The following is a 13,929-nucleotide window of genomic DNA, read 5'->3' as shown; positions in this document are numbered from 1 at the left end:
GGGCATTTCGCCGTTATGACACCCTCAGGCACTCATGCGAATCGGTGTATCGAGGGTAAGGGATCATCGTCAACCTCCCGCTCGACCACACCGCGGAAACGGTGAAAGTCGCACTGATCAAGGTGTTTCGCAGTTTACCGAGACACTTACGGAAGACTCTAACTTGGGATCAAGGCACGGAGATGGCGCAGCACCGTGAAGTCGCCGCCGCCACCCGCGTCGACATCTACTTCGCCGAACGCAGTAGTCCCTGGCAGCGCGGCGCAAACGAGAACTTCAACGGACTCGTCCGTCAGTACTTTCCGAAGGGAACTGACCTGTCCCTCCACTCCGAAGGCCGGGTCAGGGCCGTGATGAGGCAGCTCAACACACGGCCGCGAAAGACCCTTCACTACGCGACACCCGCGTCGCTCTTCAACGCAGAGCGGATGCCCCCTTTGCAAACTCGGAAAGCTGATCCTGAGGCCAACTTGATGCATTAGGCACCATCTCGCAGTTCCCCATAGCAGGATCATCTGCATGCAGGAATCGTCGGAACGGTCGGGCATGGAGGGACACCAGATCATCGTCGACGTGGACTACAACCTCCTGCTAATTCAGGACCCCCTCGAGACTCGGTTGCTGGGTGTCGCATACGAGGGAGAACGCTGGTTCCTGCGCACAGAGCCAGACAGAGTGGTAATCCACGCCGGCCAACGGGGGCCCGTCGCGGTGACCGTCCAGGTGCGGGATACGGCACCTTCGCCTGTTGACGAACAATTCCGTTCGAGGTGGGAGGACATCGCCGAGCGGTCCTTCATCACCAGCAGTGACGACATGCGGCTCGGCAGTGTCACCGGCGGGCATGTCCCCGACATCGACACCCTCACGCCGGCCGGCCCGGGTCTTACCGGATCCGCGCTGCGGCCGTCGGCCGCGCCCGGTACTGGGATGCGGTGGCACCGATCGAGGAGCAACCGGCCGTGAGAATGCTGTTGCAAGTGTGGCCAGCGGAGCCCAGCAGTGCGATTCTCCATCAATACAAGGATCGGTTCACCGGATCCATCGTTCGAGCCGACGAGTCCAAACAGTCCTAAGATGCCGCGAACGGCTTGGCGCATACGACGGAGGCCCCGAGCCGAACGAGCACTTCGGGTAGTGTCGCTGACCAGGGGAAAATTGCTTCCCATATGACCTGTGTTGCAACGACTATGAGAATCCGCCGGCGGTAGCTGGACTCCATGGATATCCGTAGCGGTTCCTGGGTTCCCCGGTTTGGCTGAAGGTCAGGAAGTCGAGTTCGAGTGGCATCAACTCGACGAGCCGGCAGACGGTTACGACTTTCATACGGTGCGCGCATGGCCAGTCGGCACCGAGCCCTACACGCGGCCGGGGCCGTTCAGCTCCAGGGCTTGGCATATCGATCCCGACGGCAGTGCCCACGAGATTGCCGACCTCGACGACACGATCCCGCCCCGGATCGGCACCCCAGCGAGCGGCGTCGTCACCACGTGGAATGACGACGAAGGCTGGGGCGTGATCGACTCTGCGGACACACCGGGCGGTTGTTGGACCTTCTACAGCGCCCTACACCCCGATGAAGTCATCAATGCCCAGCCGGGCGACAGTTTCAGCATCGGCGGAGGAATCCGTGGTCTCGACGTCGGCGAGCAGGTCGACTTCGAATGGGAGTCGGTCATCGATCAGGACGGATACAAATTCCGTGCGATCAAGGTCAGGCCGCGGCGGGAGATCCCACCTTGGCGCGTTGAACGAATCGGTAGGTAGCGCTCGGAGTTGCCAAGGATCGGTGTTCGGTCGGCGATCCGCATACGGAACGAGGGCGGACTGCCGCCGGCCCGCGCTCGAACACCACTTCGTCTCGGTGCAGGTTCGGCTTGGGGAATCGCAAGATGGCCGGCCCGTGGACTGGGATGATTGCGAAATGAGAACCCGCGGAACCGTGCGAAGTTGGGACCGCCAATCGAGGTCGGGCGTAGTGGATTCGTCCCAGACCCCGGGTGGCTGTTGGCTGCCCTCTGCCGCAATCGAGAGCGAAGATGCCTTCGAACTCAATGTCGGCGATCTGATCGACTTCGAGTGGAAGCAATCCGACGCAGAAGCGCCGAAAGACTGGCGGTACCAGGCGACACAGGCGTGGCCTCAACCACAGGTTCCGCGAAAGCCTAAGTGGCTACTCAACCTCAATGCCGACGATGCCACCGACGCACCTCGTCACTTCGTCGAGGCGTGCCATGCAGTCGGTCGGGACACTCAGTGCTTTACCGAGTTCAACAAGTACAGCTCACTCAATTGGACAATCGAAGACACCACGGACGAGATCCCGGCATGGACGATCGGGCTCAATGCCGTCGAGACCCGGGCCAACGGTCCGAACATTCCAAGCGGATTCGGTTTCGGTCTCCCATGCGAGACGGACGTCGCGACGGCGACCTCCGTGATTGCCGAGGCAGTTCAGGACTGGCTCTCGGGATACGAGTTCGTTCTGTGGCCCGTGTCGAGCCGGAGCCCCTTGCTGCTTTTCGCACCTGAAGTCCGGGATGGGAACGCCGTCTGGATCGACCGCGCTGCCGGCTCCGTCACTTGCCTGATCGGTGAGCTCTGCGCGTGGCGTGCCTCAGCTCAGGTGACACAGTCGTATAGCAGAGGTGCGCCGTCGAACGCCTGTCGGAGTACCGGATGACGATCCACTTCCGGTGCTGGATTGCTGTGTAGATCGCACGAATACGTCCGATCACCGAGACCGCCCACGGCCCCGGCTGGAGCCTTTACTTCGCGATGCCACCAGAGCACCCTGGCAGGTGCATCCCGCATCCTCTTTCGAACCACAGACCCGGGAGATTCCTCGATGCGAACACACCACCGACTCCCCGGCACCTCGCTCGTCGTCGGCTCCGCCATCGGAGTCGCGGCCGTGCTGCTGTTTGGGGCGCCGCCGGCCACCGCGGCGCCGACCGAAACCGTCTTCCCCATTCCGGTCGCCGGGATCGGAGTTGGTGTGACCGGACTCCCTAACGCGGGCCACTTCTACATGACCGCCACCGCAGACCCGGACACGCCAGGAGTCACCCGCGTGGGCCCCTACACCGGAGTCTTCGTCCACTGGCGGAACATCTCGACCGGCGAGGGCGGAAGCACGTACCTCGACAACCCCGGCGGCACGCAGATCCGGACCGGTTCCGGGATGGTGGTTGCCGCGGTCACCGTGCCCGACCAGGCGGGAACCCGAGTACTTGCCCTCGTACCCGGCGCCGGCGCCTGGTCCGTGCCGTAACTGTCTGACACCCGCGCCAGGGTCGCGGAAAATAGGACGCCCGATACCAGATCTTCACCGGTGAGACCCGATGAGCACCTCCGCGGGTGGCCTGTTACCGATCCTCTTATGGCAGCAGTCCGCATCGATCGTTACATCGCCGGGTTCCACGCCAGCTGTTCTTCTACGATGTACGGACTGCTGACTATCCATCGGGTCTCAGGGCACGGTCTGGAGGGTTCATGAGCATCCGAATATCGTCGAACACACCGGAGGACGAACCGGGGAACACGTTGTTGCCGGTTCGCGACAGAATCGACGAAGATCTACGAACCCATCCAGCGGTGAGGCTTGCGAGCGAAGAAGTCCCCTTGATGCACCGCACCTCCGGAGAGCGATTCGGTCCAGTCCGGCTCATCGAGCGCGACTCCGATGTCGCCGTCGTATTCGCCGGAGATACGACCCGTTGGGCGGTTCTTGTTCAGCCAGGCGACGATTCACCGAAGGCATCCCTCATCCTCGGGGTACCCAATCCCCGCGCCAACTTCGGTCGCTCATTTCGGGCTTCGCACTTGAAGCGGTTGACCGTCCATCAATCCGGCGATCCGTCCGTCGCGAAGGAACCACCAGAGTTCGGATGGATGGCACTGACCGGAATCGCTGCCGAAGGCGTGTCTCAGTTCGAAGTGAGGTCGTCGCTCTATACAGACACCGGAGGTGTCGGAGCCGACGACGGAGTCGTGTTTGCGGTGCTCCGCGCGCGGTGGAGAGAGAAACTGCACGTCGCAGTAACCCTTGCCAGCGGCGAGACAGTCCACATCCATCATCCAAGCCTGCGGCCCGAGCGCCCGAGCTAACGAGCCCCTGCCGGGCGAGGCGTTGCCGGGTAGGGGTCGGCGATTCTGCGGTCACTGACCGACTATGCACAACCTGGGCCGTCCAGTAGGGACTCGATGAGTGCATGGCCGTCCTCATCGATGCTGAGGATTTTGAACTTCGAGACCCCTTGAGGGTGGAGCATCACCGTGTCGCCTGTTGTCAAACGCGTGCACAACTTGTAGCGGTTGCTCGGTCTCCGGAGACGGCCGCCAGGCGGAAACGGCTCCAGGTGTTCGAACCCGCCGTGAGGGCCTGCAATGAGGTTTCGTCGGCAAACGACCCGTGACAAGCAGCAACGTCATGGAGGAGCATCGAAATAGACCGGTCGGCCTTGTTTCGATGGGTCGCCATTCGAAGTGAGGCGCGGTATGGGAAAACCTAACGGTACCGATGCTGGCGATCTCAACCCTGATAAGGCGAAGTTAGGCCACGGTGAAGAAACCGCCGACCAGCCGAGCGTGGCTCAACTGGGCACGGATCCGTCGAGGTCGGCATTGAGCAGAGTCTTCAACTGGGAAGCCGTCAAGACTCTGCTCACGGTCGCTGGTCTGGTTGTCTCTGGCCTGGCTCTTTGGATTAGCAACTCGACCGCGAACAAATCGCGAGAGTTGCAGGAACAAGCGCAAGAATTGCAAGAACAGTCGGTTGAAATCCAGAAGACAAGTCTCGCCAATGAACAAGGAGTCATGTCAGTCTCGAGAGTGTGGGTGGGACTCAGTAAAGGTGGCGGTGATGAAATCATCTATCCGCAGCAAAACTCAAGACTCGAATCTATACCACTCGAAGTATGGTCGGACAACCCGGTGCGCTACGGGTATTTTACAGTGGCTAATACAGGAACAACATCGATCTTCCTAATACATGGCGGGTTTGGAACCACTGAAAAAGGGTTTCAACTCTTCGATCTTTCGACTCTTTGGTGTCAGAAACGAAATGAACCGAAGTATGTTCACGGATGTCCGACCAGCGAGGTCTTACCGCAGTCGGAACTGTCGTTTGCTGCGGAACTCACGCCGGAATTGATTAGCGTGATGGACGAGGATTGGCAATCGAAGGGTCTTGAGGTTTGTGTCCGTCGCGAGGCCGATTCCGACGGATTCCTCGACTGCACTACGTCCAGACTCGTGGCACTTCCGCGAGGCGTGCAAGGCGCCGTCACGGCCCCGGCGCCGACCCCGCTACCACCACCTCGACCACCTTCATGAGTTGACCGAATCGACCCTGGCGGGTTGCCACATGAGCGAGGGATAGGAGTGGTCGGCTTCCGTCGTCGGTGACGGAAGTGGTCCGCAATCGTTCGATTGTGACGATCCTCGTGGAACCGCTGCTCGCAGCGAAAATAGTAGGACGCGGCTGAATTCTTCTCTTGGGCGCCTGCAGGTAGCGACGGAGGTGTTAATTGTGGATTCGACTGCGTGGGTGGCAGTGGCCGGAATCATCGGTACTGCCGTATCGCCGTGGGTCGTCGAGCGATTGCGCGCCAAGAATGCCCGGAGGGAACAGCTCACGTCGATGCGGCTTGTAATCTATGCCGATTTGCTGAGAGTGACGGCTCGCCTTGCGGCGAACGCAACGATGTGGGCGACGTATCCTGCTGCCAATTTGGAAGAGGTCGACAGCGACGAACTGGATTCCTTGGTCAGCAGGGCGCAGGTCGTATCCAGCAAGGATGTATACCAACGATTCAACGAGTTGGCACAACAGATCAAGGCGTTCCAACTGTTCCGTGTGATGTCCGTGTTGCCACATCTACACAAGATGGATGTCGACGCCGTGGACGACCAGTTGAGTATCCAATACAGGGGACGGCTCGGTGAGCTGGCCGGCATCATCAATGCCACGCAGGGCAGAATTCAGGATGCGATCCGCAATGAAATGCTCGATTGAAGTAAAAGCTACCCAGCTGATTACGAACAGTCGTGACTTCTTCACGGCGAATCAACACCGTTTCTTGGTCGTTGGACCGTGCTGCGAGGCCCTACGAATGGTTGATGTGCAGCGTCATCTCTCGTGGGCGATCGATCTCAGTTATGACGCTCATCCGATGGCCAACCCACATCGACTGACCACTGATCAGGTCATCGACCTGATCAAGGGGAAACCGGTACCGAGCTGTCGTACTCGACGCTCCGCGGGGACCTCTTCTGTGGGCGAAGCCGGCGCCGCGCCGAGTGAGCAACTCTCCTTCTTGCGACATCGAAGGGCCTGGACTCCGGTCCGCAGGAGTTCGCCCACCTGCACCGGAAGGCCGGGCCGCACTACGCCAGCGGAGTCCTGCGCGGGGGCAGTGGAGGTGGGCACAGGGGCAGGGTGGGTACCTGCCCTACGTGCATCCGGCTCGACAGATTCCATCGCTGCCGCAGGTGTAGGTCGAGAGTGCCTCTGCAGTTTCAGGGTCGGTCGTCGCTAGTGGGTGACCGGAGGAGCGGTACGGCGCGAGTTGCATCACTGTGACGAAAGTGGCGAGGGGTGTGGGGTGTGTTGGGATCGTCTGGCGAAAATCCGGTTAGCGCCATTGATGAGGTTCCCCAAAGGATTCCGGCCGGCTCCGCAACAGGGTGCTGTGCGCGAACCTGATCGTCGGAATTTGGCGCGACACAATCCTAGCGAGCACAGCTAGCATAGCTAGCAATGATGCGATTGTGCTGACCACCTCGAAAGCCGCTTTCGTGGTGAGTGAGGCCGTGGTGCAACAGGTCGATGCCATCGACGGGATCGTGTCCGGTGATCCGGGCGCGAGCAACAGTTTGCACGGTCGAGGGGTCGGGTATCGGCTTCAACGACGGGTACCCCAGCGAGTTCCGCGAAACCCTCGTCACATCTTCGAGGAGGGTCGGGACCGTGAACGCCGCTCACCCCGCGGGGCGCATCCGCCGAGATGTGTAAATCCCACGGCGTCCGCTTCTCGGCATTGCACGTCCGGGGATCGGTGACGGACCGAGCGGCGCCGACGGAGGTCTGTCGTGGTCGGTGCCGCGCCAGTGTTCGGGTGCATGAATGTTGTCAGGACCGGACTCCGGGACTCTGCTTCGCCGGTGGGCTGTGCGATGCTGGTGCCACGGTTCGGATTCGGTGACGTCGCGAGGGTGACATGACTGTGCAGGTAATCCAATCTAGTGGACACAACGGGTGGGCGGTCCGGTGCGATCTGTGTGAGCACCGATTCGATGCTGCGGTCGCCGGACAAGCAGCGGCGGTGGCCTTCGCCCGGATCAACGGGTGGGTCGTCGGCGAGACCACCCGATGCCCGATGTGCGCGACTGCCCAAATCGGCTGAGCGCCAGACATCCTGTGTGCGGTTCGCGGAACCGGTAAGTTCCGACCACCAAGAATCGACAACAGCGGCTTGGGCATTCGGCTCGTCAACGGCAGTCGGACGCCGTCACCGACGGGCATCGGATCCGAAGATGGTGGGGAAGGGGCTGGGGCCGAGCGTGAGGGTGGCCGTGGTGGGGTGGAGTCCGACCTGGGGCCAGCTGGTGGTGACGGTCAGTGATCCGGTGGTCGGGTAGGTGCCGATCCAGTACTGCGGCGTGGTTCGGTACGGCCCGGATCCCTTCGGGTCGGTATCGGGGATCGGGTGGAACGGGTCGGCGGGGCCGCCCAGGTCGTCGGCGAGGATGCGCACGGCCAGATAGGACCACTGCGCCGACCAGTCGTGGGGGTCGGTCAGGGGGCGGGTTTCGTAGCGCGCGAAGTCGGCGCGGACACCGGTGACGTACAGCGCGAAGCGCAGCAGAAGCCCGGACGTGAACGCGGTCGCGGCGGATAGTTCGAGGGTGAGGTCGTTCTCGGCCACGATCGGCATGCCCGCGTGCACGGTGATCCCTCCGGTGGTGGGCGGCGCGAGGGCCGGCCAACGATGGCGGCGCATGCTTCATCGTCGCATCGCTCGGCCCACGGTGTCTGTGAATCTCCTGAGAGTCGCTCCCCGCGAGAATGATTCGAGTACGAGACCTACAGCCCGGTAACTGAGTCAGGGTGCCGGCCCCATCGGCAGTGTGCTGTCGTCGAGGGGAGCTGTGGCTGCTCGGGGTTTACCGAGGCACGACGAACGCAGGACGGGACACCCGCCGCCACCGGAACACGCACGCCAGCGCCCAGCGGGGCAGCAGGCAGTGTCAGAGGCGGCGGTGATCAGGCCGCACTCGCAAGTGTCGCGATATCTAGCGCTGTCTAGCGTTTCACCTGTCGGGTTCGTCGGTTCTGCAGCTGACTCCACCCTGACACAGGCTCACTGACCGTCAGAGGTCCCATAGTCCCAGCAGCGCGGTCCGGAGGCTGGGGGAGCGGACGTAGTGGTCGGTCCGCAGCCGTGAGCCAGGGTGCCCGAGATCGGTGAGCGCCTTCTCGGCGTCGGTGAGGGGCAGCGGTGGCAGGTCGGTGCGGGTGCGCAGGAAGAACAGCACCGCTCCGCCCGATCGCGGGATCCGCATCGGATCGGAGATCACAATGGCCGGAGGGTGGATCCACTCGTCGTCGGCGGAGACGAAGACGATCACGTCGTCACGCCGAACGGTGCTGGGTTTGTCGAGGCGGAGCGATTCGAGTTGGTACTTCACCGCCGGCCCACCAGCTGTGGAGTGCCGGCCCCGCTGGTGGTCGAGGACCTGCTGTTCGGTGTGGGTGGGTTCGTAGTCGACGGCGTGTTTGACGAACATCCGGGTGACCGGTGCGGGCAGGAAGTCTGTCTCGGTGCGGAGGCGGCCAGTGACCCCGGGCAGCGGGACGGCGCGGCCGATCTCCCCTTCCCGGAGTGCGTCGTCGAGGAACACCTGATCGACCTCGGTGATCTCGTCGAGGCTGTCGATGAATGTCCGCACGGAGGCGATGATGTCGGGGTCGTCGGTGATGACCACAGCGTCGTCGGCGAGGGTGGAGTTCTCGGACGCGTTCGCCGACCCGATGACGGCCCGGGTGTTGGTGACGATCACCTTGGCGTGCAGGGTCGGTGACGACAGCACCCGTACCCCCTTGTTTACGTAGTACGCGAGGGCGGCGGGGGAGGTGGCGTGCGCCCGGATCGCGGCCTTGGAGGCGTTGACGACCAACAGGTCCCCGGCGCGCAGCGGGAGCAGTTCGGGTGCGTCCTGTCCGAGGTAGCCGATCGCGGCGTACCGGGCGCCTCGGGTGCGGATGGCGCGGGTGATGTGCGGCCACGGACTCGGTCCGTGGAAGGTGGTCCCCATACCGACAGACGGTAACCGGCCGCCCGGCCCGGGCGGGCGATGGTCCCTGGTCCCTGCCCGCTCAGGATCGGAGGCCGATGCTGTGCGGCAGCTCGGTAGAGTGACGTTTGCCCGGTGGAGACGCCGGCAGCACGCACGCCGAATGTGTTGATGGTTTGGTCACCAGGTGATGCACGTTCGCGTGGTACCCATCCGTGAGTGGTCCGGGCGTGGCAGATGGGGTCCTAGGGCTCGTCTGCCACGCTTCGTCGTATCCACAGGTGTGGGCCGAGTCGGGGATCCGATCGGGGGTTGGCGTACACCATCAACCCGGACGCGCCGGGCGACCCCGTTGGACCCCGGGGCCGACATCAGCACCACCCCGCCGCCAAGCCCGCCGGCGAGATCTAGGCCTTGGGGAGCCCGTCGTCGCCGCGGAGCGTGCGGTGGGTGCCGGGCGCAAACCAGTATCCTGTCTGTACCGAGAACATCGAGGAGTGGAATCTGTGGCACGCAAGGTCGTGGTAGAGCTGGTCGACGACATCGACGGGACCGAGTTCGGTGCGGACGGCGAGAGCATCGGCTACACATTCGATGGAGTCGAGTACCAGATCGATCTGAAAGACGAGCACGCCAAGGAGTTCCGCGAGACGCTCGAGTACTACATCGCCCACTCCACTCGCCTCGGTGGCCGCAAACACCGCTCGGACCGGCCGGTCAACCCCGGGGTCGCGAAGCGGCAGCCGGGTGAAATGAAGAAGATTCGCGCCTGGGCGATCGAGCAGGGCTACGAGCTCGCCTCCCGCGGCCGCATCTCCGGGGAGATCGAGCAAGCCTTCCGCGACGCTCACTGACATGCCTCGTCCGGCCCGGTGGCAGGACGTTTTCGCGGCCGCAGGGGCGGCGAAACTCCCCGGCGGCGGCGGCGGCGACCTGACCGGACCGTCCCGGCTGATGACGGGTCGCCCGTCGGCGTCGTGGGCTCGGGGATCCGAGTGCCGCCACCGGCCAGGCGGCGCGCCCCCAGCCGGGGATGGCGCCATGTTCGAGTTGATGTACGCGATAGCGTCGGGACCTGGACCGATGGTCGAGGACGCCGAGTTCACCGCGCGCGGGTGAGCCGGAGCGGGATCGGAAACGCTACCCAACCCTAAAGAAGCTAAAAAGACTAAAAACACTAAAAGAAGCTAAAGGTGCTGGTAGCGTCCTGCTTCATGAGGAATCCGTTCACCCCGTCGTTCGGGGCGCCGCCCCCATCCCTGGTGGGCCGCGCCGACCTCGTCGCAGACTTCGGCGACGCCCTCGACGACGGTCCCGGCGCTCCCGGTCGCGCGACGATCTACACCGGCGCCCGCGGAGTCGGTAAGACGGTCATGCTCAACGAGGCGGAGGCACAGGCCCGCAGCCGTGGCTGGCTCGTCGTATCCGAGACCGCCACACCCGGATTGGTCGACCGGCTCACCGGAGAACACCTCCCTCGGCTGCTCCGCGAACACGGCGAAAACGGGGGAACGAAGCGACGCCTCTCGGGGATCACTGCCGCCGGGCTCGGGGGTGTCAACTGGACCACCACCGACTCACCGCCGCCGGCGGTGAGCCTGCGGCACCAAATCGAAGAACTCACCGACGCCCTTGCCGAACACGAAACCGGCCTGTTGATCACCGTCGACGAGATCCACCGCAAACTCACCGACGACCTGCGTGCACTCGGCGCGATCGTCCAGCATGCCTTCCGCGAAGAGCGGGAACTGGCCTTCGTCGCCGCCGGCCTGCCCGCCTCGATCAGCGACCTCCTCAACGACGACGTCCTGACCTTCCTACGACGCGCCGACCGACATTCCCTGGGCGCCGTGCCCCTCGACGAGGTCGCCCAGGCCATCCGTGAGCCGATCGAGGGAACCGGACGCTCGATCACCGACGCCGACTGCCGCACCGCAGCGGAGGCCACGAACGGCTATCCGTTCCTGATTCAACTTGTCGGATACCACATCTGGAGGCAGAACCGGACAGCGTCGGTGGTCTCAACCGGCGATGTCACAGTCGGTGTCGCCGCGGCGCGTCGCCGGATCGGATCGTTGGTCCTCGAGCCCAGCCTCGCGGGGATCTCCGATGTCGATCGCAGCTTCCTGGTCGCGATGTCGCAGGACGACGGCCCGAGCCGGATCGGTCAGATCGCCGTCCGGCTCGGCGTCGACGGAACCTATGCCAGCCAGTATCGGTTGCGTCTAATCGACGCCGAGCTGATCGCCTCGGTCGGTCACGGGATGCTCGACTTCACCATGCCGTATCTGCGCGAGTACCTGCGCGAGCACGCCGCCGCACTGGGGCTGCCGAGGCATTCCTAAACTCTTAGGTGTCGTCGGCGTCGGACTTCTCTCAAGCGGGCGCGGGTCAACGCGGCAGCATTGCGGCAGATCTCGCGGCGGCCGTCGAGGCGACCACCACAACCGTCGGCCCGGCGCTCTTACGCTGTGAACATCACGAGAGCAGCGAGAGAGGGATCATGAGTTACGAAGCGATCTACGACGGGGTCCGTTATCCGCTCGCCGATGCAGCCGCCGCCCACGGCCTCGAGGAGGCTATCAGAGGCATCTTCGCAGACAACGGCAACGGCGGTTTCGTCGGCTTTGTCAGCCAGAATTCCACGGTGCGCCTCCTGATTACTTCGGCGACTCCGGTCGCGATTCGAGGCAGTGACGAGCCGAATCCGAGCGTCGTCTACCACTGGTAGCCCCGCCCGCAGCCGATGCCCCCTCGGGCCGCGACGGTGTGTCCGTCCTTGCCGAGGATGGGATGTCAGCGAGACTTTCGGCAACGATCCATCGTCAGCAAGGAGGGCATGGTGCCCAGCCTCATATTCAACGGCGTCACCTACGACATCAGCCACACCAGATTCGAGGCCACCCGCGAGCTGCTCGCACGGTTCGCCGAGGGACACACCACGGGAGTGGCCATGTCCCTCACCCATGGCGGCGCTCGACACCACCTGTACATCACGCCCGGGGTGCCCATCACACTGGTGGAATGACGAGTCCGACCGGATCGCCGTCTCCGGCTTCGCGAGGGAACTGCGGTGATCACGGAACCATGCGGCCGCCCATCGGAACCGACCGCAGCAAGCGAATGCATTCGGCCAAGAGGGGCACCGAATCCGCCGAGATCCCGCCTCGTTGCAGTCATCCCCGGGGCGGTTGTTGCACCGGGTTGTCCTGGCTTCGCAGTACGGTCGGAATCGTGCACATACCTCTCTCCGACGCTGTAGATCGCTTCAAGCGTGAGCCGGGCGCTCCAAGCAACGCCTACGACTGGTACCGGCGATGTGCGACCCGCCACGGAACCGTCTGGCTCGGCTATCACCGCATCGCCGCGATCAAGCAGGGGCGGCGGTGGACGGTCGATGAGGCCGATCTCAAGGATGCGTTGATCAAGCACCGTGAGCAACAGGCCCAGGTAGCCCGGAGGACAGCTGACTACGACTTGCAGATCCTCCACCCAGATACCGTGTTAACCGTCGGTGGCGGGTACTGGGTGAAGGGCGGCTTTCACTTCCTCTGGAACGATATGGACCGTGCTCGGCAGCGAAGCAGCGGCTTCTGGCGCTGCAACACGTGCTGGGCACCCGCTGCGACCGAGCGCAACCGCGAGGAGTGCCACCGCTGCCGGGACTGGAGCTCGTGTGGCGATGACTGCACCCTCAGTCGGATCTATTGCTCCACCTGCGCTGCGTCCGAGGCGATGTAGCGTCTGCCGCTCGACCAAGAGAGGTCGAACTGTGAGCCTCGGTAGTCTCGTGGCTGCTACAACTGAATGCGTGAATGAATTAATGCATTCATTAATTTATTATGGAGGACCGTGCTACTCGCGACCCCTATGCGCGCTGACTTGAGGATCGGGGTCGGGGAGCAGTCTGACTGCATCGGAATGTGTGAGTGATTAGTTCATTCATGCATGCGTTCCAGCAGGGACGTGCTGCCGCGACACCGCTCCGCGCTGACTTGTCCCCGAATGCCCCTGCTGCTGGCGTCGCTCAGTGGTCGACAGAGAAGGGGATGCGTTCCGTCGAGCCTTCTCGCGGGCGAGGTACTTGTAGAGGCCAGCCTGGCTGAGGTTGTAGCGCTTCGCCAGCTCTGCGACGGAGTGCTCGCCCCGTTGGTGCTCCTCGAAGAGTTTTGACTGTTGCACCGGGTCGAGGAGGGGCTTGCGGCCGGCGAAGCCGCCTGCAGCTTTACGTCGGGCGTTGCCCTCCATCGTGCGCAGGCGGATCAGGCCAGACTCGAACTCGGGGAAGGTAGTCGACAACATTGCGAAGACCGTTGCGCCGATCGGCTCGTGAGGGTCATTGACTGTGCCGTCGAACATCAACAGCACGTCGCGGGCCTGGAGGTCTGTTGCGATCGCGCTGAGGTCAGCGACCGAGCGTGCCAGCCGATCGAGGGAGGTAACTACCAGGGTGTCCCGCGCGGACAACGCAGACAGTGCCGCAGTCAAGGCTGGACGGGGTCTGTCCGTACCCGTCAGTCCGTGGTCAACATGAATGGAATCGTTGTCCACGCCTAACACTCGCAGCTGATCGCGCTGGTCCCGTTCGTCGCGCGAAGACGACGAACACCGTGCGTACCCGATCAGCAT

Annotated in this window: 17 protein-coding genes; 14 read left to right on the top strand and 3 right to left on the bottom strand. The window is 63.3% G+C overall.

The window, feature by feature from the left end; genetic code table 11:
* Positions 1 to 62 precede the first annotated feature (62 nt).
* From QM841_RS42100 to QM841_RS42065, 8 genes are all read left to right on the top strand, one after another.
* On the top strand, positions 63 to 482 hold the full coding sequence (locus QM841_RS42100) for an IS30 family transposase (protein WP_502943335.1): 420 nt from the start codon (positions 63 to 65) through the stop codon (positions 480 to 482).
* A 37-nt stretch (positions 483 to 519) separates the two neighbouring features.
* The gene (locus QM841_RS42095) at positions 520 to 966 is read left to right on the top strand and encodes a hypothetical protein (RefSeq protein ID WP_283336660.1); all 447 of its coding nucleotides are present in this window, start codon (positions 520 to 522) and stop codon (positions 964 to 966) included.
* 288 nt (positions 967 to 1,254) lie between these two features.
* Positions 1,255 to 1,767, top strand: coding sequence for a hypothetical protein (locus tag QM841_RS42090; RefSeq protein WP_283336659.1), 513 nt, complete (start codon positions 1,255 to 1,257; stop codon positions 1,765 to 1,767).
* Between the two features lie 211 nt (positions 1,768 to 1,978).
* On the top strand, positions 1,979 to 2,683 hold the full coding sequence (locus QM841_RS42085; RefSeq protein WP_283336658.1) for a hypothetical protein: 705 nt from the start codon (positions 1,979 to 1,981) through the stop codon (positions 2,681 to 2,683).
* 165 nt (positions 2,684 to 2,848) lie between these two features.
* Positions 2,849 to 3,274: a hypothetical protein gene (locus QM841_RS42080; protein WP_283336657.1), complete on the top strand. Its 426-nt coding sequence runs from the start codon at positions 2,849 to 2,851 to the stop codon at positions 3,272 to 3,274.
* Between the two features lie 221 nt (positions 3,275 to 3,495).
* Positions 3,496 to 4,110, top strand: coding sequence for a hypothetical protein (locus QM841_RS42075; RefSeq protein WP_283336656.1), 615 nt, complete (start codon positions 3,496 to 3,498; stop codon positions 4,108 to 4,110).
* Positions 4,111 to 4,500: 390 nt separating this feature from the next.
* Complete coding sequence (locus QM841_RS42070) at positions 4,501 to 5,337, top strand: hypothetical protein (RefSeq protein WP_283336655.1); 837 nt, start codon at positions 4,501 to 4,503, stop codon at positions 5,335 to 5,337.
* Positions 5,338 to 5,533: 196 nt separating this feature from the next.
* Positions 5,534 to 6,019, top strand: coding sequence for a hypothetical protein (locus QM841_RS42065; protein ID WP_283336654.1), 486 nt, complete (start codon positions 5,534 to 5,536; stop codon positions 6,017 to 6,019).
* Positions 6,020 to 7,514: 1,495 nt separating this feature from the next.
* Here the strand turns inward: QM841_RS42065 and QM841_RS42060 are convergent.
* Positions 7,515 to 8,006, bottom strand: coding sequence for a hypothetical protein (locus QM841_RS42060; protein WP_283336653.1), 492 nt, complete (start codon positions 8,004 to 8,006; stop codon positions 7,515 to 7,517).
* Between the two features lie 370 nt (positions 8,007 to 8,376).
* A complete protein-coding gene (locus QM841_RS42055) occupies positions 8,377 to 9,321 on the bottom strand; it encodes a phospholipase D family protein (RefSeq protein WP_283336651.1) in 945 nt (314 codons plus the stop codon).
* Between the two features lie 485 nt (positions 9,322 to 9,806).
* Between QM841_RS42055 and QM841_RS42050 the strand changes: the two genes are divergently transcribed.
* From QM841_RS42050 to QM841_RS42025, 6 genes are all read left to right on the top strand, one after another.
* Positions 9,807 to 10,154, top strand: coding sequence for a histone-like nucleoid-structuring protein Lsr2 (locus QM841_RS42050; RefSeq protein WP_283336650.1), 348 nt, complete (start codon positions 9,807 to 9,809; stop codon positions 10,152 to 10,154).
* Position 10,155: 1 nt separating this feature from the next.
* The gene (locus QM841_RS42045) at positions 10,156 to 10,419 is read left to right on the top strand and encodes a hypothetical protein (RefSeq protein ID WP_283336649.1); all 264 of its coding nucleotides are present in this window, start codon (positions 10,156 to 10,158) and stop codon (positions 10,417 to 10,419) included.
* Between the two features lie 95 nt (positions 10,420 to 10,514).
* Positions 10,515 to 11,645 (top strand): ATP-binding protein, encoded by a 1,131-nt coding sequence (locus QM841_RS42040; RefSeq protein WP_283336647.1) that lies wholly within the window; start codon positions 10,515 to 10,517, stop codon positions 11,643 to 11,645.
* Between the two features lie 8 nt (positions 11,646 to 11,653).
* On the top strand, positions 11,654 to 12,031 hold the full coding sequence (locus QM841_RS42035; RefSeq protein ID WP_283336646.1) for a hypothetical protein: 378 nt from the start codon (positions 11,654 to 11,656) through the stop codon (positions 12,029 to 12,031).
* Between the two features lie 108 nt (positions 12,032 to 12,139).
* Complete coding sequence (locus QM841_RS42030; protein ID WP_283336645.1) at positions 12,140 to 12,328, top strand: hypothetical protein; 189 nt, start codon at positions 12,140 to 12,142, stop codon at positions 12,326 to 12,328.
* Between the two features lie 206 nt (positions 12,329 to 12,534).
* A complete protein-coding gene (locus tag QM841_RS42025; RefSeq protein ID WP_283336644.1) occupies positions 12,535 to 13,041 on the top strand; it encodes a hypothetical protein in 507 nt (168 codons plus the stop codon).
* Positions 13,042 to 13,242: 201 nt separating this feature from the next.
* Here the strand turns inward: QM841_RS42025 and QM841_RS42020 are convergent, their stop codons facing one another.
* Positions 13,243 to 13,929 (bottom strand): recombinase family protein, encoded by a 687-nt coding sequence (locus QM841_RS42020; protein WP_283336643.1) that lies wholly within the window; start codon positions 13,927 to 13,929, stop codon positions 13,243 to 13,245.

It is taken from the genome of Rhodococcus sp. IEGM 1307 (genome assembly GCF_030056915.1).
Lineage (GTDB): Bacteria > Actinomycetota > Actinomycetes > Mycobacteriales > Mycobacteriaceae > Rhodococcus_F > Rhodococcus_F opacus_D.
This window is presented reverse-complemented; position numbering and strand designations above follow the sequence as displayed.